Source organism: Streptomyces sp. NBC_01314, from assembly GCF_041435215.1.
Taxonomy (GTDB): Bacteria; Actinomycetota; Actinomycetes; order Streptomycetales; family Streptomycetaceae; genus Streptomyces.
The window spans coordinates 4407560-4425588 of the sequence record NZ_CP108394.1; the positions used below are offsets into that span (position 1 = coordinate 4407560).

The following is an 18029-nucleotide window of genomic DNA, read 5'->3' on the forward strand; positions in this document are numbered from 1 at the left end:
ATCGAACAACCTTCGAACGCAAGGCCAAAGTCGTACCCACAGACCGCCGAAAGACGCTCGAATGCCCGTTTCCTGCGCGCGTGAAACCCGTTGAAGATTGTCGCGCCCGCATACCGCCGGGTACAGTCACCGCACTGCTCTGCCAGCCCCTGTCGTCGAGGCGAAAGAGAAGTTGGTGAACGATCGTCACCCGTCGGGGACCGCAACACCCCCGGCTCCGGCTTCCGAAGCCGACCCGGCGCACTACGCGTCGTACGGCCACCAGGAAGCCACCCATGGTGACTTCACCACGTACGGCGATTATCCCGCCACCGGTTTCGACTCCGGCACCGGCGCCCACGCCGCCACCGGAACCTTCGCGACCGACCCCCTCTTCGGCGACCTGCCGGGTAATGACGCCGGCACCGGCTCCTACGACGCCTCGCAGTGGTCGACGGGCAGCCACCAGACGCTGAACTACGACCCGTACGCCGCGCAGCACCAGGCCGCGTACGACACGGGCAGTTACGAAACGACGTCCTGGTCGGCCGGTTACGAACACCTCTCCCAGGTCCCGACGCAGTCGACGGGCTCCGACGCGAGCGGACAGTGGGACGCGAGCGGGTGGCTGCAGGCCGAACAGGCCGACGAGGCACGCCAGTCGGGGCAGTCCGACCAGACCCAGCAGTGGGTCGGCACCCAGCACTTCGAAACGGGCGCGTTCGACGCCACGCAGTGGAACAGCGACGGCACCCCCGTCGGCGACGAGCACGGTGGCTCCGCCGGGGACTCGTACGAACACGGCGGCAGCGCCCACGAGTCCTACGACTCCCACGAGCATCCGCAGACCGTGGTGGTGAACCTCTCCGCGGCCGAGGCCTCGGACTTCCACCAGCAGGCGACGGCCACCTTCGAGCAGATCGCCCCGTACGACCAGGACGAACACCTCCCCTCGGACGGCGAGTTCGAGACCGACGGCGCGGACCGCGCGGCGCTCCTCGACGGCGAGGAGGAGGCCACTCCGGCGGCCACCGGGAGCACGAGCCCCGGTCGGGCGGCCACCCGTGCGGCCTCGCGGTCGCGTCGGAAGGCTCCGGCCAAACGTTCCGCCCTGCTGACCGTGGCCGTTCCGTCGGCCTGCGTCATGGGTGTCGCGGGCATCGCCGCGGCCTCGGTCGGCGCCACGTCGGACGACACGGAGACGACGGCGTCGGTCAAGTCGGACGCCACCGCCGTGAAGCCGTCCACCGCCAACAACCAGCTCGACACCCAGTTGGAGAGCCTCTCCGCCGAGGCGGACGACTTCGCCGACCGGGCGAGCCGGACGCAGGAGCGCATCGACCTCAAGGCCCAGCAGGAGCTGGAGCAGAAGAAGGCGGCGGCCGAGGCGGCCCGCAAGGAGCGACTGCGGCCGAAGTTCGCGCTGCCGGTCGCCAGGCACGGACTCAGCGCGTACTACGGGCAGTCCGGCGTCAACTGGATGTCCCTGCACACCGGCATAGACTTCCCGGTCTCGTACGGCACCACGGTGATGGCGGCGACCGACGGCACCGTGCGCACGCAGTGGAACCCCGCCTACGGCAACATGGTCATCGTGACCGCCAAGGACGGCACCGAGACCTGGTACTGCCACCTCTCCACGTACAAGGTCGCCTCCGGTACGACCGTCCAGGCCGGCGACACCATCGCCTTCTCCGGCAACTCGGGCAACTCGACCGGCCCGCACCTGCACTTCGAGGTCCACCCGGCGGGCGGCTCCGCCATCGACCCCCTGCCGTGGCTGCGCAGCCACGGGCTGGACCCGACGTAGCCGACGCCGCGACGCCTCCCGTCGCGGACACGGAGAACGAAGACCGGGCCCCTGCCGAGCAGGGGCCCGATTCCGTCTCACCGCGGCCGGAACGCTCGCCGCGCAGGGCTCGCTACAGCTTCTCCACCGGCGCGTACCGCAGCAGCAGCCGCTTCGGCTTGGTGTCGCCGAAGTCGACCGTCGCCTCCGCGTTCGCGCCCGTGCCGTTGACGCCGACGACCGTGCCGAGGCCGAACTGATCATGGGTGACGCGGTCGCCCACGGCGAGCGAGACCACCGGCTTCTCGTTGGTGCGGCGGGTCGCGAAGCCGGACGCGCCGGAGGCAGAGGAGCGGGAACGGAACGAGGACAGTGAGGACGCGATCCCGGCGGCCGGCCCCGAGGACACCGGTGCGGAGGCGCCCGTGCGCTTCCACTCCAGGTGCGTGGCCGGGATCTCCTCCAGGAAGCGGGACGGCGGGTTGTACGAGGGCTGGCCCCAGGCGCTGCGGAGCGAGGACCGGGTGAGGTACAGCCGTTCACGCGCGCGGGTGATGCCGACGTACGCGAGGCGACGCTCCTCCTCCAGTTCCTTGGCCTGGCCGAGGGCGCGCATGTGCGGGAAGACGCCGTCCTCCATGCCGGTCAGGAAGACGACCGGGAACTCCAGGCCCTTGGCGGTGTGGAGGGTCATGAGCGTGATGACGCCCGAGCCGTCCTCCTCGTCGTCCGGGATCTGGTCGGAGTCGGCGACCAGCGCCACCCGCTCCAGGAAGGCGGGGAGCCCGACGGGAGTCGCGGCCGCCGCCTCGCCCTCACCTTCCGCGGCCCCGGACTCCTGCTCGAACTCCAGTGCCACGGCGGCGAGTTCCTGGAGGTTCTCGATGCGGGTCTCGTCCTGCGGGTCGGTCGACGCCTGCAACTCGGCCAGGTAGCCGGTGCGTTCGAGGACCGCCTCCAGGATGGTGGCCGGTCCGGCGCCGGACTCGACGACGGTCCGCAGGTCCTCCATCAGCGTGTTGAACCGCTTGACGGCGTTCGTCGACCGGGCCGCCATGCCGTACGCCTCGTCGACGCGCTTCAAGGCCTGCGGGAAGCTGATCTTCTCGCGCTGCGAGAGAGCGTCGATCATGGCCTCGGCGCGGTCGCCGATGCCGCGCTTGGGCACGTTGAGGATGCGGCGCAGCGGGACAGAGTCCTCCGGGTTGGCGAGAACGCGCAGGTACGCGAGGACGTCCCGGACCTCCTTGCGCTCGTAGAAGCGGACACCGCCGACGACCTTGTAGGGCAGGCCGACGCGGATGAAGATCTCTTCGAAGACTCGGGACTGGGCGTTCGTCCGGTAGAAGACGGCGACGTCGCCGGCCTTCGCGTCGCCCGCGTCCGTCAGTCGGTCTATCTCGTCGGCGACGAACTGGGCCTCGTCGTGCTCGGTGTCGGCGACATAGCCGGTGATCTGCGCACCCGCGCCCGCGTTCGTCCACAGGTTCTTGGGGCGGCGGGACTCGTTGCGCTCGATGACGGCGTTGGCCGCGCTCAGGATGGTCTGGGTGGAGCGGTAGTTCTGCTCCAGCAGGATCGTCGTCGCGTCCGGGTAGTCCTCCTCGAACTGGAGGATGTTCCGGATGGTCGCGCCGCGGAACGCGTAGATCGACTGGTCCGCGTCACCCACGACGCAGAGCTCGGCGGGGGGTACGTCCCACTCGGCGGGCGGTACGCCAACGGGGTGCTCGGAGGTACCGACCAGCTCTCTGACCAGGGCGTACTGGGCGTGGTTGGTGTCCTGGTACTCGTCGACGAGCACATGCCGGAAGCGGCGGTGGTAGTGCTCGGCGACGTCCGGGAAGGCACGCAGCAGATTGACCGTCGTCATGATCAGGTCGTCGAAGTCGAGCGCGTTCGCCTCGCGGAGGCGGGACTGGTAGAGCGCGTAGGCCTGCGCGAGGGTCTTCTCGAAACCGTCGGAGGCCTGGGCGGCGAAGTCCTCCTCGTCGATCAGCTCGTTCTTCAGGTTCGAGATCTTGGCGCTGAAGGACTTGGGCGGGAAGCGCTTGGGATCGAGGTCCAGGTCACGGCAGACGAGCGCCATCAGCCGCTTGCTGTCGGCCGCGTCGTAGATCGAGAAGGAGGACGTGAAGCCGAGTCTCTTCGACTCGCGCCTCAGGATCCGTACGCACGCGCTGTGGAAGGTCATGACCCACATCGCGTTGGCGCGCGGTCCGACGAGGTGCTCGACGCGCTCCTTCATCTCGCCCGCGGCCTTGTTGGTGAAGGTGATCGCGAGGATCTGGCCCGGGTGGACCTGCCGCTCGCCGAGCAGATGCGCGATGCGGTGGGTGAGCACCCGGGTCTTGCCGGAGCCGGCACCGGCCACGATGAGCAGGGGCGAGCCCGCGTGGACCACGGCCGCGCGCTGGTTCTCGTTCAGCCCGTCCAGGAGCGCCGCCGCGTCGATCGCCGGGCGGGGGGCGCCGTCGCGGTAGTAGGCGTCCCGGTCCGGAGGCGCGTCGAACTTCCCACCGAACAGATCGTCCGGAAGCGGCTCCGGTACGTGATCGTCCTCGGGCGGCGGCGGGGGTTCCTCCGCGTGGCCGCGAGGGGCCTGGAGGTCCGCCAGGAAGCTGTCGTCAAAGAGGCTGCTCATCGCTCTCCGAGTCTAGGCGCCCCCACTGACAGCGAGAGGCCGCCCCGGGAAGTCCGCACCCGACACTCACCGCGACCGCCGTGCGACGGTGAGCCATCGAGCGTACCGCTTGTCGCGCCGAAGAGGCTAAGGTCACGAAAACGTATCGGGCATATCGCACATCAACCTTCACACGGGCCACACGAGTTGGCTAGCTTTTTCCTTAGGGCCGTACGACCCAACCGGCGAACGTCGCCGGGCCGCACAGCCTCCGCCGAGTCCGGTATGCCTCCCGAGGCCGCCGGAGCCGGGGACCCACCGATCTCTGGGGTGAATCGACCCGACCGCCGCACGCGGCAAGGGTCGTAGGGCAAACCTTCCGAAGCTTGCGCCCGAACCCGACAGCTAACCCGGTAGGCGGACAACGGAAGGAGACGCCGAACCATGGCGCCGCACCGCAAGCCGCGTCCGGCCGGAACGCGCGCGGGCATACGCACCCCCGCTCTCGCCACGGCCGCCCTCACCTCCGTGGCCCTGCTCTCCCAGACGGCCGCCGCCGCGCCCTCGACCGACGACAAGCCGAGCCTGGAGGAAGTCGAGAAGAAGGTCGACGACCTCTACCGCAAGGCCGGTTCGGCGACCGAGAACTACAGCGCGGCCAAGGAGAGGACGACCAGGCCGAAGAAACAGGTCGACACCCTCCCCGACGGGGTCGCCAAGCGCACGGGGAAACCCGACGGGGCGCCGGGGGAACTCGGTTCGTCCGCCGCGGCCCAGTACCTCGCGGGCGCCGCCGCCCCCGACCAGGCCTCGCCGCTCCTGGCGGACGACCCGCAGGGCTACCTCGACCAGAACCAGCTGACGGACCGGTTGACCGATCGCCGGCAGGACGCCGTCGACAACACGTACGTCACCCAGCAGGCCGAGTCGACGGAGCAGCGTCAGGGGGCGAGCGACAGCCTCGAACAGCTCACCGAGTCACAGAACACCCTCAAGAGCAGCAAGGCCAAGGTCCAGGCGAAGCTCGCCGTGGCCCGCACCCTGCTCTCCACCCTCACCACCGAGGAGAAGGCCCGGCTCGCCGCGATCGAACAGCGCGAGCAGGAGGAGGCCGACCGCGAGGCCGCCGAGGAACTCGCGCGGCAGCAGGCGGCACAGACGGCGCCCCAGGCAGCCCAGGAGACTCAGGAGACCCAGGAAGCTCAGGGCACCCAGGGAGGCCAGGGAACCCGGGAGGAGGCCTCCTCCGGCACCGAGACGTCCACCGGCACCGCCGTCAGGACGACCGCCCCGGCCGAGGACTCCACCTACGCCTCGAAGGCCGCCAAGGCCCTCGCCTTCGCCCGCGCGCAGATCGGCAAGCCGTACGTCTGGGGCGCCACCGGCCCCGGCTCCTACGACGGCTCCGGCCTCACCCAGGCCGCCTGGAAGGCCGCCGGCGTCGACCTCCCCCGTGCCACCTACGAGCAGGCCACCGCGGGCGCGACCGTCTCCCTCGCCAACGCCAGACCGGGCGACCTCGTCTTCTTCTACGACAACATCGGCCACGTCGGCCTCTACATCGGCAACGGCATGATGATCCATTCCCCGAAGCCGGGAGCGTACGTCCGCGAGGAGTCGGTCTTCTCCGACGGGGAGTCGTCGATCCACAGCGTGGTGCGGCCGGCGTAGACCCTCACAGCACCAGCGGCTCCAGCCCTCGTACCCCCTCACGGAACTGGTGCACCGCCGCCCACGCCACCTCGGGCTCGGTCGCCGGCTGCGCGCGGGCGGGTGCCGGCCGGTCCAGCCACTCGGGGGAGGTCTCCCACAGGTGGGTGAGGGCGGTGTCGGCGGCGGGTCCGGTGCAGGTGCGCAGCACAGTCGCGCCGAGGTACCGGTAGGCCCGGACCTGTTCCACGGCGCGCACCGTCCCGTACTCGGCCGTGGTCGACAGGTCGGGCGCCCGGCGGATCAACCGCTCCCAGTTGTCGGGGAGCACGGGCGCCTGGGAGGCCCCGGCCATCCAGCGCAGGGCCTCCCGGGCCCCGTCTCCACCGAGCGAGGAGGTGAAGCGGGTCTGCGCGGTGAGCACGGCGGCCGCGTCAGTACGGATCAGCTCCAGGGTGAGATCGGGAAGCCGGCTGAGCCCGCGCAGCGACTTGGCGGTCACCAGGCTCATCACCACGCGCAACAGATCATGGGGCAGCCCGCCGGAGAGCAACTGGCACAGCCACAGGAACCGCTCCGGCAACCACACTCCCCGCAGCTCCAGCAACTCGCGAGCCCGAGGGTTCCGAGCCAGTACCGCCCCGCGCCGCCCAACCCGTCTCCCGACCGCAGCCGGGAGGTCCACGCGGCGCGCAGAGTATCGAGGCGGCTTCGACGGTGGAGCCGGCCTGTCTCCGGACGGACTCCCCCCAGCAGCCCCCGAAAGGGCTCGGATCATCTCGACGGAGGGCGGCACCGCCACCAGCGCCAGCAGAACCCGACCCACTTGGGCCGGCCCGCCCGTCCATACGCCATAGCCCAACGCGATGGCAGCCAAGACCCACAAACCCATGAGAAGCCATCTCAGGCGCCCCCCGTACCGCATCTCCTCATCATCGCGGCCACCGAGCGTTCACACCCCAGCTTCCGTCAGGTCCAGAGCACCGCGATGAAGATGTTCGCGACGGTCAGCGCGCCCACCAGGCCGAACAGCGGCTTCTCCACCGTCTCTTCGTCCCGTTTCACGTAGACGAGCCCCAGGATCACGATCAGCAGCGCGAGTTTGACGCCGATCTTGATGTTGTCGACGGGCTGATCGTCGGCCTGGTTGAGGCCGACCAGGAGCACTCCGGTGACCAGCATGGTCAAGGCACCGTGGAGCATGGCCGGGACGAAGCGGGCGGTGCCCTGGCCCATGGCCTTCATCTGGGTGAGGAACCCGCCCAGGAGGGAGGCGATGCCGATGATGTGGAGGGCGACGAGGATGTGGATGAGTACGTCCATGCGCGGAGCCTAATGAGAGGCCTGCGTTCCGCCGGTACCGGGGGCGAGCGCAGCAGCGAACCGCGGGGCCGGTGAATGGGGCTTCGGAGCGCCCCGGGCGTCCGGAGAAACCCGTGATGATCTTGCATATATGCGCCGTATAGCACCATCGCACCCTCTTCCGGTCCGAAATGGCCGCATCGGTCATAGCGCAGCGTGAAGTCGGCGGCGCCAGGACGGGATCGCGGTCACATACGGTCACCTCGCGGTCGGTGCCCGCCACTTCCGCACAACGCGTTACGGTGCGGTCACGGCCAGGTTTAGCGTCCTCTCAGGTGACCGGCTCCCCACCGCCGCCCTGGCCAGGGGCGGCAGTCGGACACCACCGCCGAGAAGGTCCGGCGGCGTCCCGCTCCCCCCTGTGCGGGCCGTCGCCGGACGCGTCACCGCTCCCCCCAGGCGGCCCGTACGGACAGACGATGTTCGTACTGCGGACGGCGGTCGTACGGAGAGGACATGGACTCCACGTGGCAGCGCACCGCAAGCCCAGACAGCGCTCACTCGGCGGCCACACGGTCCGCACGGCCGCGACATTCGCCCTCGCGGGCGCGGCGACCGCGACCGGTTTCGACGGCACCGGCCACGCCGATCCACAGCTCACGCCTGACCAGGTCAAGGCGAAAGTGGACAAGCTGTATCAAGAGGCTGAGGTCGCCACCGAGAAGTACAACGGCGCGAAGGAGAAGGCCGACAAGGCGCGGGAGAACCTCGAAGAGCTGCGCGACCAGGCCGCCCGCCGCACCGAACGACTCAACTCGGCGCGGGACGAACTCGGTTCACTGGCGGCGGCGCAGTACCGGGGCGGGGGCATGGACCCCTCCTGGCAGCTCGCTCTCTCCGCCGACCCGGACCAGTACCTGGACGGCGCCGCCCTCGCCGAGCGCGTCGGCAGCCGACAGTCGGCGGACGTGGCGAGCGTCCGGAAGCAGTTGTTGGAAATCGAACGGCTGCGCGGGGCCGCCCGCGTCGAACTGGGCACGCTCAAGACCCGGCAGACGGAGCTGAAGCGGCACAAGAAGACCGTCACCTCGAAGCTGACCGACGCACGGCAGCTGCTCGGCCTGCTCACCACCGAGGACCGCGCGCGGTATGACGTCGCGGGGGGCACCGCGGGGCACGCCTCCCGCTCCTCCACCTCGTCCCGGCGCAGCCTCACCGGCCCGGTCTCCCCCGCCTCGGCCACCGCCGACGCCCCCGACTCCCGAGCCGCCGCGGCCGTCTCCTACGCATACTCCAAGCTCGGCAGCCCGTACGTCTGGGGCGCCACCGGCCCCAGCGCGTTCGACTGCTCCGGCCTCACGCTGGCGGCCTACCGCGCCGCCGGCGTCTCCCTCCCCCGCACCACCTACTCCCAGATCAACGCCGGCCGCCGCGTCGCCCGCTCCGAACTCCTCCCCGGCGACCTCGTCTTCTACTACTCCGGGATCAGCCACGTGGGGATCTACATCGGGAACGGCCAGATGATCCACGCCCCGAACCCCTCGGCCCCGGTACGCGTGGCACCCCTCGACGAGATGCCGTACGTGGGGGCCACACGGGTGGCCTGAACCGGGCGGCGTGGCCGCGGGTGCCGTGGTTGCGGGTGCATCGGTCTGGCGCCTTGGGCCTTGGGCTGGGTGCCTTAGGCCGGGCGCCTTGAGCTGGGTGACGGTGGCCGGCTGTCCGAAGCCGGGTGGCTCGGGCCGACCAGCACACATCAGCCGCTGCCCGACGGCAGCACCAGGGACCCGGCATCGGCACCAGTGCCCACCCTCACACCAAGCGTCGTGCCGTCGCCCATCTCGTCAGCTCGTGCCGGTTGGAGAGCTGCAACTTCCGCAGCACGGCGGAGACATGGGACTCCACCGTCTTCACCGAGATGTAGAGCTGCTTGGCGATCTCCTTGTACGCATAGCCGCGGGCGATGAGACGCAGCACCTCGCGCTCGCGCTGGGTGAGCCGGTCGAGGTCCTCGTCGACGGGCGGGGCGTCGGTGGAGGCGAAGGCGTCGAGGACGAAGCCGGCCAGGCGCGGAGAGAAGACCGCGTCGCCTTCCTGCACCCGGAAGATGGAGTTGACGAGGTCGGAACCGGTGATCGTCTTGGTGACATAGCCGCGCGCTCCGCCCCGGATCACGCCGATCACGTCCTCCGCCGCGTCCGACACGGACAGGGCGAGGAACCGGACGGGCTGCTCGGCGTCCGCCATCAACGCCGAGCAGCGGCGCAGGACTTCGACACCACCGCCGCCGGGCAGATGCACATCGAGGAGCACCACCTCGGGCCGTGCGGCAGTGATCACCGACACCGCCTGGTCGACGTCGGGCGCCTCCCCGACGACCTCCACGCCGGTATGGTCCGTCTGCCCGATCTCGGCCCGCACTCCCGTACGGAACATCCGGTGATCGTCCACCAGCACGACCCGGACGTGCCGCCCGGGCCCAGAGACACCGGCATCGGCCTCAGCCCCTGCCGCAGCGGCCGGGCCGGCCGTGGCGGACTTCCCGGGTACGACGGTCACGCCGGCATCGCCGGACGTGGTGGCCTTGTCGGGCGCATCGGACCTCCCGGACTCGTTGGGCAGGCCCTCGGCCGCATCCGTGCCCCGCGCGGTCGGACCTCGCTGGTCCCTGTCCGGGCCAGTGCCCGAACCGCTCTGTGCGGCAAGGTCGTTCGCCCCGTTCGCGTCACTCATGACGTCGTCTCCGCCCTCTCCATCTCCAACTCGACCTCCGTGCCGCCGTCCGGTACGGCGCGGAGTCGTGCCGTACCTCCGTTGCGCTCCATGCGACCGATGATCGATTCTCTGACGCCCATGCGGTCGGCGGGTATCGCGTCGAGGTCGAAGCCGGGACCGCGGTCGCGGACGGACACGAAGACCGTCCTTCCCTCGACCTCGGCGAAGACCTGTACGGCGCCGCCCTCGCCACCGTACTTGGCGGCGTTCACCATCGCCTCGCGCGCGGCCTGCATCTGCGCGGTCAGTCCTTCGTCGAGGGGGCAGTCGCCGACGACCACCACCTCTATCGGGACGCCGTGCTTGTCCTCGACCTCCGCGGCGTTCCGCCGCACGGCCTCGGCGAGGGTGCCGGGCTCGTCGTCCTCGTCCTTTCCGGTGCCTTCGGGTTTGTACAGCCAGTTCCGCAGGTCGCGCTCCTGGGCGCGAGCGAGGCGGCGGACCTCGTTCGGACTGTCCGCGTTGCGCTGTATCAGCGTCAGCGTGTGCAGGACCGAGTCGTGGACGTGGGCCGCGACCTCCGCGCGCTCCTGGGCGCGGATGCGCATCAGTCGCTCCTCGGAGAGGTCCTGGGTCATACGGACGAGGTACGGGCCGGCCAGCAGCGTTATGCCCACGAGGACCGCGAGCGCGGCCTGCAGTACCGAGCCGAGGTGGGCGGCCGAGCCCTGCAGGACGAATATCCCGGACACGCCCGCGGTGACCAGCAGGACACCGGCCACGGAGCGCAGCAGCGTGATCGTGCGCCGCCGACGGCCGACCTCGGCCCACCGGGCCCGCCGTGCGTTGTCCGCCTGACGCCAGACCAGGGCGACGCCGGCCGCGACGAGCACGGTCGGCCAGAGATAGGCCCTGGCGGCCTCGCCGAGGTCCACATTGCCGACGAAGACCATGGCCACGACGACCATGAGGAGGAGAGCGACCATCTGGCCGCGGTCGGGCTTGCGGGCCACAAGTCTGCGGCGGCCGTCGGGAGAGGTCTCGGTGGCGATGGACGGGGACCGCTGGTTGTCGACGCCTCCCACACCGAGCGGGACGAAGAACCAGAAGGCCGCGTAGACCAGGGCGCCGAGGCCGTCCGCCAAAAAGAGGCCGGCGAACACGAGCCGCACCCAGGTCACGGGCAGGCCGAGATGTCCGGCGAGCCCTCGCGCCACGCCCCCGAGCCAGCGTCCGTCGCTGCTGCGGTAGAGCTTGCGCGGGGGCCGCGGAGTGTCGACTGGCAGTGCTGCGGCTTCCGGCATGCCATCGATGTTCACACGCACGGCGGATCGAGGCATCAGGGTCGACCCCCGAGACGCCCCTGATCTCCGGCCCAGCCATGATCGAACACATCCCCGGGCGGATATCAGGGTTCGACCAGGGTCATCCCGACTGCCATCGGACCGGCTCGGCCGTCACGATGGACGCATGACGGATCACGAGCACGCGGCAGCGGAGCCGGTCCCCGGCTCGGGTCCGGACGCCCTGCGGCCCACCACCGAGCCGCAGGACGCCGTGCCCCCACCGGGCACGGGGGCAGAGGAACCGCGCGCGCACGGGGACGCGGGCGCACACCCGCACACGGAGGCGGGGACGCGGCCGGGCCCGCGAACGCACACAGGTGCGGGCACGCGCCCGCAGGCGGACGCGGGCCCACCCGCGGATCAAGCGGCCACGACCGACCCCGCCGGAGCTCCCGGCCGTCGCTCGCCCGGCGCGGCAGACCCATCCACCCCCGGTGCCATGGGGCACCCGGCCTCCGACGATCCGGCCGATGGGCCCGCCGCCCCGCACAAGTTCCGCCGCGACCGGCGGTACCAGATGCTGGGCGGTGTCTGTGCCGGGCTCGGGCGGCAGTGCGACATGGATCCGGTGATCTTCCGGGTGGTGCTCGCGGTCCTCTCCGCGACCGGCGGTTTCGGCCTCCTCTTCTACGGCTTCGCCTGGCTGTTCGTGCCGTACGACGACGAGGAGGAGAACGAAGTACGCAAGCTGCTGACCGGCCGGGTCGACGGCCAGGCCCTCACGGCCGTGCTCTTCGCGCTGGTCGGCTGCGGCGTCTTCCTCACCATGCTGAGCAACACGACCGTCCTGACCTTCTCGGTGGTCGTCTCCCTGCTCCTGGCCGGCGCGGGGTACTGGTCGCAGCAGCGCGGCGCCCCCGACCCCGATCCGCTGGCCGCACAGGCCGTGGCCGACGCCCCACCGGAGGCCCAGGCGCCGCCCGTGGCCTCCGCCTACCCCTCCTGGTGGCGCGACCCGATCATCAAAGACGGAACACACGTGGGCGGCACGGGCTATCTGTGGGGACCGTGGGGGAGCCGCGACCGCGACATAGCGGCAGCCGTCAACATCGCCCGGGGCGTGCCGCCCTCCCGCCAGGACAAATACGCCGGGCGCCCGCCCAAGCCGCGAGGCCCGCGCTGGACAGGCGGCTGGATCTTCCTGCTCGCGCTACTCGCAGGCGGTCTCGGCACCGGCGTGACCTGGGAGGACCGCACTCTCGCCACCAGCCTGCAGACCGGCCTGGCCTGCGCGCTGACCGTGTTCGGCCTGGGCATAGCACTGAGCGCCTTCCTCGGCCGTACGGGAGCGGGATCGATCTTCCTGGCCGTGGTCACGGCTGGACTCCTGGCATGCGCGGCGGCGCTCCCGACGAGCATCACGACCGACTGGGTCCGTACGGAGTGGACACCGAGGAACGCGGAGAGTGTGGCGGCCCGGTACGAGCTGGGGACCGGTGTGGGCACGCTGGACCTGTCCGAAGTGGACATACCGAAGGGGGAAACGCTGACGACGAGCGTGGAGGTGGGCGCGGGCAAGGTGAAGGTGGTGGTCCCGCATGACGTCACCGTGCGGCTCGACGTCGAAGTGGGCCTCGGTGACATCCAGTTGCCGGGTGACGACAAGGAGGACGTGGACGTGGCACCGGACAAGAGCGATCGGCTGACGCTGTCCCCCGAAAAGGGCTCGGACAGTGGCGGCGTGCTCACCATCGACCTCGAAGTCGGTCTGGGACAGGCGGAGGTGGCCCGTGCTGCGTCATGAGTTCCGTCCGGGCAAGCTCATAGCCGGCCTCTCCCTCAGCGCCGCCGGTGTCGCGTATCTCGGCGACGCGGGAGACGCCTGGGAGACTCCTTGGTTCGTCGTGATACCGCTCGTCGTCGGAGGGCTGTGTCTGGCGGGGGCGGTGGGTTTCCTGGACCACGCGATACGTGGACTCCGGGCGTCTGGACGAACGGGGCCGACAGGGCCAGCGGATGCGACGGGACCGACAGGAGCGGCGGGGAATGCGGGTGCGACGGGCTCGGAGGGGGTGACAGGACCGAGAGGGTCCGCGGGATGAGCTGGAGCGGCCGAGGGCCCAGCGGGGCGGCGGGATGAGCTGGAGTGCCAGCGCGAGCGGGACGGGGACGAGCTGCCCGACGGCTGGGGCGGGACGCGCGGCTTGGGCGCCTACCGGCTGGTAGGGCTACGCGGGCAGGGGCGCGCCCTGGTGGTTGTCGCTGCGGGGGGACTTCGAGGGCTGACCTCCATCGGGAGCCCGGCCGGGGTCTGCCCTGAGGCGAGGCCCGGACGCATGGCACAGGCGCGGGATCAGCCGACATCACAGAGGCGCTGTGGCTGAGGCCGTCGTGGCCGAGCTGTGCTGCGTAGCTGCCCCAGATAGCTGTACTGCATAGCTGTGACGGGTGGCGGCGATGAGCCGTGGTCGGGGCGCTGTGGGGGCTCGGCCAAGGACGCCCACGAGGCCTCTCAGCGGTGCGGGCCCGGAGGGGCTCAGCGGTGCGGGCCTGCAGATGCTCAGCGGTAGGCGCCCGCGCGGTGCCTGCTGCCGCCGTGGCGGCGGGAGCGGATGGCCGCGTCCACGGACAGGACCGGGGCGCCGGCGAGGATCAGGGGGATCCAGGCCATGAAATAGGGGAGGTCGTTGCCGTAGTAGTACGGGGAAGCCGCCCAGCTGACTGTCAGCCAGAGGCTGAGGGAAATCAGGGCGCCGCCGAAGGCGGCGAGGCGGGTGAGGAGGCCGAGGAGGGTGCCGATACCGACGGCGAGTTCACCGAGGGCGATGGCGTAGCCGAAACCGACGGGGTTGTTGAGGGCCATGTCGATCATGGCTGGGATGGCGGAGGAGTCTCGGGCGGCGCTCATCATGTCGCCGATGGAGCCGGAGCCGGAGTCCGCCATGAACGCGCTGTCGGTGAGTTTGTCCAGGCCGGCGTAGATGAAGGTGACGGCGAGGAAGACGCGTAGGGGCAGCAGGGCGTAGCGGGTGGCTGTGTCCCGCCAGTCGGGGCCATCGTCGAGGTAGGGAGTGTGGGAGCCCGTGCGAATGTCGTGAGTCATGGTCTGCGCCGCCTCTTGTCCGCCGTGCCGTTGACCCCTCGACAGACGATACGTTCGGAGGGGTGGGGGTGCTCAATGGGTCGGGCGTGTTTTTTCCGGGTTGGAGTGCCTTTTCGGTGGTCGGGCCGTGGCCCCGAGGTGCGAGCTTCCCAAAGCTTCCCGACTCATGTCCCTCTCCCGCGGACTCAGGCCCCCCGGCGGCCCGGGTCTCTCCCCGCGGACTCAGGCCTCCCGAACCCAAGTCTCTCCCTCAGGCTCAGGCCTCCCGAGCCCCGCCCTTTCCCCACGGACTCAGGCCTCCCGAACCGAAGCCCCCGACCCCGGCCTCCAACCCCCTGTTCCCAACCCCCAGCCCCCGGACGATCGACTTCGTGCCGTCGCCCCAGCTGGTGTCGCCGAGGCCCCCCGCCGTGTGGCGGTCGCTCAGTCCGCTGAGACCTCGATCGTGTAGCGGTTGGTTTCTACTCCGGCGGCTGTGACGACCTGGACGTCGACCTTGCCGGGTTCGACGTCGGCGGGGACGGGGGCGGTGAGAACGGCGTCGGTGGGGTTGTTGAAGCCGCCGGCGACGGGGACGAGGGGGACGTGGACGTGGACGGGGCCGATGCGGACGACCATGCGGGAGAGGCTGTCGGCGGTCTGGGCGCCGGGCGGGACGAAGCCGGCGCCGCGGATCTCGATGTCGTCGCCGTTGCGGATGGGGGCGTCGAGGTCGCCGGCCTCACGGGCACGGACGACGGAGAGGATGACGGGGCGGCCGCCCTCGGCGTATTTGCCGGCGACGTAGGTGGCGGCGGAGACGAGGACGAGGAGGGCCAGGCCCCAGGGGAGGTCGGGGAGTTGGTCGGGGCGGCGAGCCAAGCGGACCGCCGCGAAGGTGAGGGCGACGGCGCAGATGATCACGTATTGGATGTCCGTGAAGCTGCCCCGGCCCGAGTCGTCGGTGAGGAGGTCGGCGGCGCGGGGACGGTGGGCGCGGACCTTCTGAAGGCGTTGCGACAGGACGCGGAGGCCGACGACGCGGCGAACCAGGACCGCGATGCCGCAGACCACGGCCAGGACCGTCACGATGCCCGCGCCGCGGGCGAGGTCGAGGCCGGCGATGAGGGTGTCGCGTTCGCGGTGGTCGGAGGCGGCGGCCAGCCGGCCGACGAGGACGAGGATCGCGAAGACGACGAAGAGCACCCAACCGGCCGCGATCGCACGGGAGGTGGAGAGACGGTTGTCCTCGCCGATGACGGGGGCGAGGGCGCCGCCGCGTGCGCGGTGCAGATATCCGGCGCCCGTCAGCGCCGCGGCCACCAGCAGGGCGGCGAGCAGCCCTGCGGTGCGGGCGGCCGTCCAGCCCGCGCCGATCGCGGTGAGGGACTGAACGAGGAGGAGGGTCACGACGGCGATCCAGACGACGATCGCCGTGCGCAGCCACAGGCGGGCCAGCCAGGCCTCGCCCTCGACCCGGCCACGTTCGGCGACGAGGGCCGCGGACTGGGTGAGTTCGTCGGAGACCCACTGCCGGGAGGCGGACGCGGAGTGCGCGACGGCCGCCGGCAGCCCCTGCCCGGACGCGAACGCCTCCCGCTTCAGCAGGAACTCGGCGACCGCGCGCCGGTGTCCCGCACGCGCCCCGTGCGGGCAGTCCCCGCACGTGCACCTGCCTTCATGGGCGCCCGCGCCCATGCCCCCTCTCGCCTCCTGCACCGCCACGCCCGGTCCCGCCTTCCCGCGCGCGTCCGCCACCGCGTCCGCGTCCATCGGCATCGCCGCCATCGTCGTTGCCGTCGTCGTCATTGCCGTCGTCGTCATTGCCGTCGTCATGGCCGTCGTAGACGCCTTCGTCAGCGCGCCTTGTCAGTGCCGTGTCAGTGCCTTGTCAGTGCCGTCATCGGCACCTTCGTGGACGACTTCGCAGTCGTCGCCGGGCGTCGTAAGTATGTCCGCTCACTACCACAGCCGTGCGGCCGTACAAGTGCACTGTAATGACAGCGAATTGTGCCGTACGGAACACGGCCCGCGTCCGGCAGGTCCACTCCGTGCAAGAGAAGCGCGGGGTGATGTCCCGGTGCCCGTGTTGACCCGGCTTCGGGAATCTCCTCATGGCCGAGATCATCCAGCGGGACGGGAGCTGGGCCTTCGACGGCAGCACGGTCCGGATCACGCCGGGCCTGCACCGTTCCGTGGCGCTGTCGCTGCCGCCGGAGCGGGACCCGTTCGCCCTCGGCCTGTGGGGCAGCACCCGCCGAGACCTCCTCACGGCCCTCCTCGCCACAGCGGTCACGGCGCGGCTCCCCCATCCGTCCACCCGCGGCACGGCCGACGACCCGGGCGCCCGCCGGTGCGCGGAGCCCGCCGTCTAGCCACCACCCGCCCCTGACCACCACGACATCCTCTCCGCCGCCTACGTGAGCTGGGCGAACTCCACCGCGACGGTGTCCTGACGGACGAGGAGTTCGCCACCACGAAGGCGGCCGTACTTCGCGACTTCTGACCGGCATCGGCGCCCCGAAAGGGGTGTGGAACGGCGCGACCGGCCACGACGAGCCAGCGGCCGAAGACCAGGCGCGGCGGCCAGACCTCCGCAGTCGGATTCCCGCGGTCGGATTCCCGCGGTCGGATTCCCGCAGTCAGCTCAGCAGGTCCGGCTCGCTCCTGCTGATGTCCTGCCACAGTGGCTGATAGTTGATCCACGCCACCAGGTCACCGCCCGCCTGCTCCCGTGTCGCCGCCGCCAGCCGGTGTTCGATCAACAGCGGCCGTCCCGCGGCCTTCGCGGTGAGCTGCACCTGAGCGGAGCGTTCCATCGAGAGGAACCACCACGCCGCCGCGTCGACCGAGTCGCCGACCGTCAGCAGGCCGTGGTTGCGCAGCACGAGCGCCTTGCGGCTGCCGAGCACGCCGGCGATGCGGCGGCCCTCGTCCGCGTCCACCGCGACGCCCGTGTAGTGGTCGTAGAGCGCCTGGTCCTCGTAGAACGCGCAGGACTCCTGGGTGATCGGGTCGAGCAGGTCGCCGAGCGCGGCCAGCGCGCGGCCGTGCACGGAGTGACAGTGCGCGACCGCGACGACGTCGGGCCGGGCGGCGTGCACCTGGGCGTGGACGGTGAAGGCGGCCTGGTTCACGTGGTAGCGGCCCTCGATCACCTGGCCGTCCTGGTTGGCGAGGACCAGGTCACTCACCGTGACGTGCTTGAACGGCATCCCGAACGGATTGACCCAGAAACAGTCGCTGTACTCCGGGTCGCGTGCGGTGATGTGCCCCGAGACGCCCTCCTCGAACCCCTGCCGCCCGAAGATTCGCAGGGCTCCGGCCAGCCGTTCCTTGCGGTGGCGCCGCTCGTCCTCCGCCGATTCGTGCATCGGCGGCATGGCGAACCGGAGCTGGTCGGTGGGTAGGGGCAGGGGCGGTGTGGGCCCGTGCATGTGTCCTCCAGAGTGACTTCCTTTACGAAGCGGAAGTTACCGTCGGTGCGCCTGGCAGAACAGGCCCGTCCCGTGAAGAGAGTGCGCAACCGTTACGCAAGTCAGGGAAGCGCGCCACGCCGCATGCCGTTCGCTGGGGTCGAACTGTTCGCCGTACGTCGCTCGG

At 70.8% G+C, this 18029-nt stretch carries 12 protein-coding genes, 1 pseudogene and 1 riboswitch; of the genes and pseudogenes, 5 read left to right on the forward strand and 8 right to left on the reverse strand.

Going from position 1 to position 18029, the window contains the following annotated elements:
* Nucleotides 1-175: 175 nt before the first annotated feature.
* Nucleotides 176-1789 carry a M23 family metallopeptidase gene (locus OG622_RS19285; RefSeq protein ID WP_371577567.1) on the forward strand — a complete coding sequence of 538 codons (1614 nt, stop codon included), beginning with the start codon at nucleotides 176-178 and terminating at the stop codon, nucleotides 1787-1789.
* A gap of 112 nt (nucleotides 1790-1901) precedes the next feature.
* Here OG622_RS19285 and pcrA read toward each other — a convergent pair whose 3' ends face one another.
* On the reverse strand, nucleotides 1902-4412 hold the full coding sequence (gene pcrA / locus OG622_RS19290; RefSeq protein WP_371577569.1) for a DNA helicase PcrA: 2511 nt from the start codon (nucleotides 4410-4412) through the stop codon (nucleotides 1902-1904).
* A 241-nt stretch (nucleotides 4413-4653) separates the two neighbouring features.
* Nucleotides 4654-4827: riboswitch (cyclic di-AMP (ydaO/yuaA leader) on the forward strand.
* 8 nt (nucleotides 4828-4835) lie between these two features.
* On the opposite strand from pcrA, the gene OG622_RS19295 reads away from it, so the two are divergent.
* Nucleotides 4836-6062, forward strand: a complete 1227-nt coding sequence (locus tag OG622_RS19295) for a C40 family peptidase (RefSeq protein ID WP_371577571.1) — start codon at nucleotides 4836-4838, stop codon at nucleotides 6060-6062.
* Between the two features lie 4 nt (nucleotides 6063-6066).
* On the opposite strand, the gene OG622_RS19300 is transcribed toward OG622_RS19295, so the two are convergent.
* Together OG622_RS19300 and OG622_RS19305 are read right to left on the reverse strand one after the other, a co-directional pair.
* The gene (locus OG622_RS19300; RefSeq protein ID WP_371577573.1) at nucleotides 6067-6624 is read right to left on the reverse strand and encodes a hypothetical protein; all 558 of its coding nucleotides are present in this window, start codon (nucleotides 6622-6624) and stop codon (nucleotides 6067-6069) included.
* Nucleotides 6625-7010: 386 nt separating this feature from the next.
* Entirely contained in the window at nucleotides 7011-7364 is a 354-nt protein-coding gene (locus OG622_RS19305) for a hypothetical protein (RefSeq protein WP_371577575.1), read from the reverse strand.
* Nucleotides 7365-7870: 506 nt separating this feature from the next.
* On the opposite strand from OG622_RS19305, the gene OG622_RS19310 reads away from it, so the two are divergent.
* The gene (locus OG622_RS19310; RefSeq protein ID WP_371577577.1) at nucleotides 7871-8950 is read left to right on the forward strand and encodes an NlpC/P60 family protein; all 1080 of its coding nucleotides are present in this window, start codon (nucleotides 7871-7873) and stop codon (nucleotides 8948-8950) included.
* A 205-nt stretch (nucleotides 8951-9155) separates the two neighbouring features.
* Here OG622_RS19310 and OG622_RS19315 read toward each other — a convergent pair whose 3' ends face one another.
* Complete coding sequence (locus OG622_RS19315; protein ID WP_371584145.1) at nucleotides 9156-9902, reverse strand: LuxR C-terminal-related transcriptional regulator; 747 nt, start codon at nucleotides 9900-9902, stop codon at nucleotides 9156-9158.
* 170 nt (nucleotides 9903-10072) lie between these two features.
* Nucleotides 10073-11362 (reverse strand): PspC domain-containing protein, encoded by a 1290-nt coding sequence (locus OG622_RS19320; RefSeq protein WP_371577578.1) that lies wholly within the window; start codon nucleotides 11360-11362, stop codon nucleotides 10073-10075.
* A gap of 166 nt (nucleotides 11363-11528) precedes the next feature.
* Here OG622_RS19320 and OG622_RS19325 point away from each other — a divergent pair, with 166 nt between their 5' ends.
* A complete protein-coding gene (locus tag OG622_RS19325; protein WP_371577580.1) occupies nucleotides 11529-13148 on the forward strand; it encodes a PspC domain-containing protein in 1620 nt (539 codons plus the stop codon).
* Between the two features lie 756 nt (nucleotides 13149-13904).
* Here OG622_RS19325 and OG622_RS19330 read toward each other — a convergent pair.
* Complete coding sequence (locus OG622_RS19330; protein ID WP_371577582.1) at nucleotides 13905-14447, reverse strand: DoxX family membrane protein; 543 nt, start codon at nucleotides 14445-14447, stop codon at nucleotides 13905-13907.
* A 423-nt stretch (nucleotides 14448-14870) separates the two neighbouring features.
* Nucleotides 14871-16124, reverse strand: a complete 1254-nt coding sequence (locus tag OG622_RS19335; protein WP_371584146.1) for a hypothetical protein — start codon at nucleotides 16122-16124, stop codon at nucleotides 14871-14873.
* Nucleotides 16125-16618: 494 nt separating this feature from the next.
* On the opposite strand from OG622_RS19335, the pseudogene OG622_RS19340 reads away from it, so the two are divergent.
* Nucleotides 16619-16932 (forward strand): annotated as a pseudogene (locus OG622_RS19340) (SHOCT domain-containing protein); the annotation flags it as partial.
* Nucleotides 16933-17068: 136 nt separating this feature from the next.
* Here OG622_RS19340 and OG622_RS19345 read toward each other — a convergent pair.
* A complete protein-coding gene (locus OG622_RS19345; protein WP_371577584.1) occupies nucleotides 17069-17863 on the reverse strand; it encodes a class II aldolase/adducin family protein in 795 nt (264 codons plus the stop codon).
* Nucleotides 17864-18029 lie beyond the last annotated feature (166 nt).

What these genes read in the sequence shown, in the direction of transcription:
- OG622_RS19335 (WP_371584146.1), bottom strand. Translation starts at nt 16,124, where the DNA reads ATGGGCGCGGGCGCCCATGAAGGCAGGTGCACGTGCGGGGACTGCCCG.
- OG622_RS19295 (WP_371577571.1), top strand. Translation starts at nt 4,836, where the DNA reads ATGGCGCCGCACCGCAAGCCGCGTCCGGCCGGAACGCGCGCGGGCATA.
- OG622_RS19325 (WP_371577580.1), top strand. Translation starts at nt 11,529, where the DNA reads ATGACGGATCACGAGCACGCGGCAGCGGAGCCGGTCCCCGGCTCGGGT.
- OG622_RS19320 (WP_371577578.1), bottom strand. Translation starts at nt 11,362, where the DNA reads ATGCCGGAAGCCGCAGCACTGCCAGTCGACACTCCGCGGCCCCCGCGC.
- OG622_RS19305 (WP_371577575.1), bottom strand. Translation starts at nt 7,364, where the DNA reads ATGGACGTACTCATCCACATCCTCGTCGCCCTCCACATCATCGGCATC.
- OG622_RS19345 (WP_371577584.1), bottom strand. Translation starts at nt 17,863, where the DNA reads ATGCACGGGCCCACACCGCCCCTGCCCCTACCCACCGACCAGCTCCGG.
- OG622_RS19330 (WP_371577582.1), bottom strand. Translation starts at nt 14,447, where the DNA reads ATGACTCACGACATTCGCACGGGCTCCCACACTCCCTACCTCGACGAT.
- pcrA (WP_371577569.1), bottom strand. Translation starts at nt 4,412, where the DNA reads ATGAGCAGCCTCTTTGACGACAGCTTCCTGGCGGACCTCCAGGCCCCT.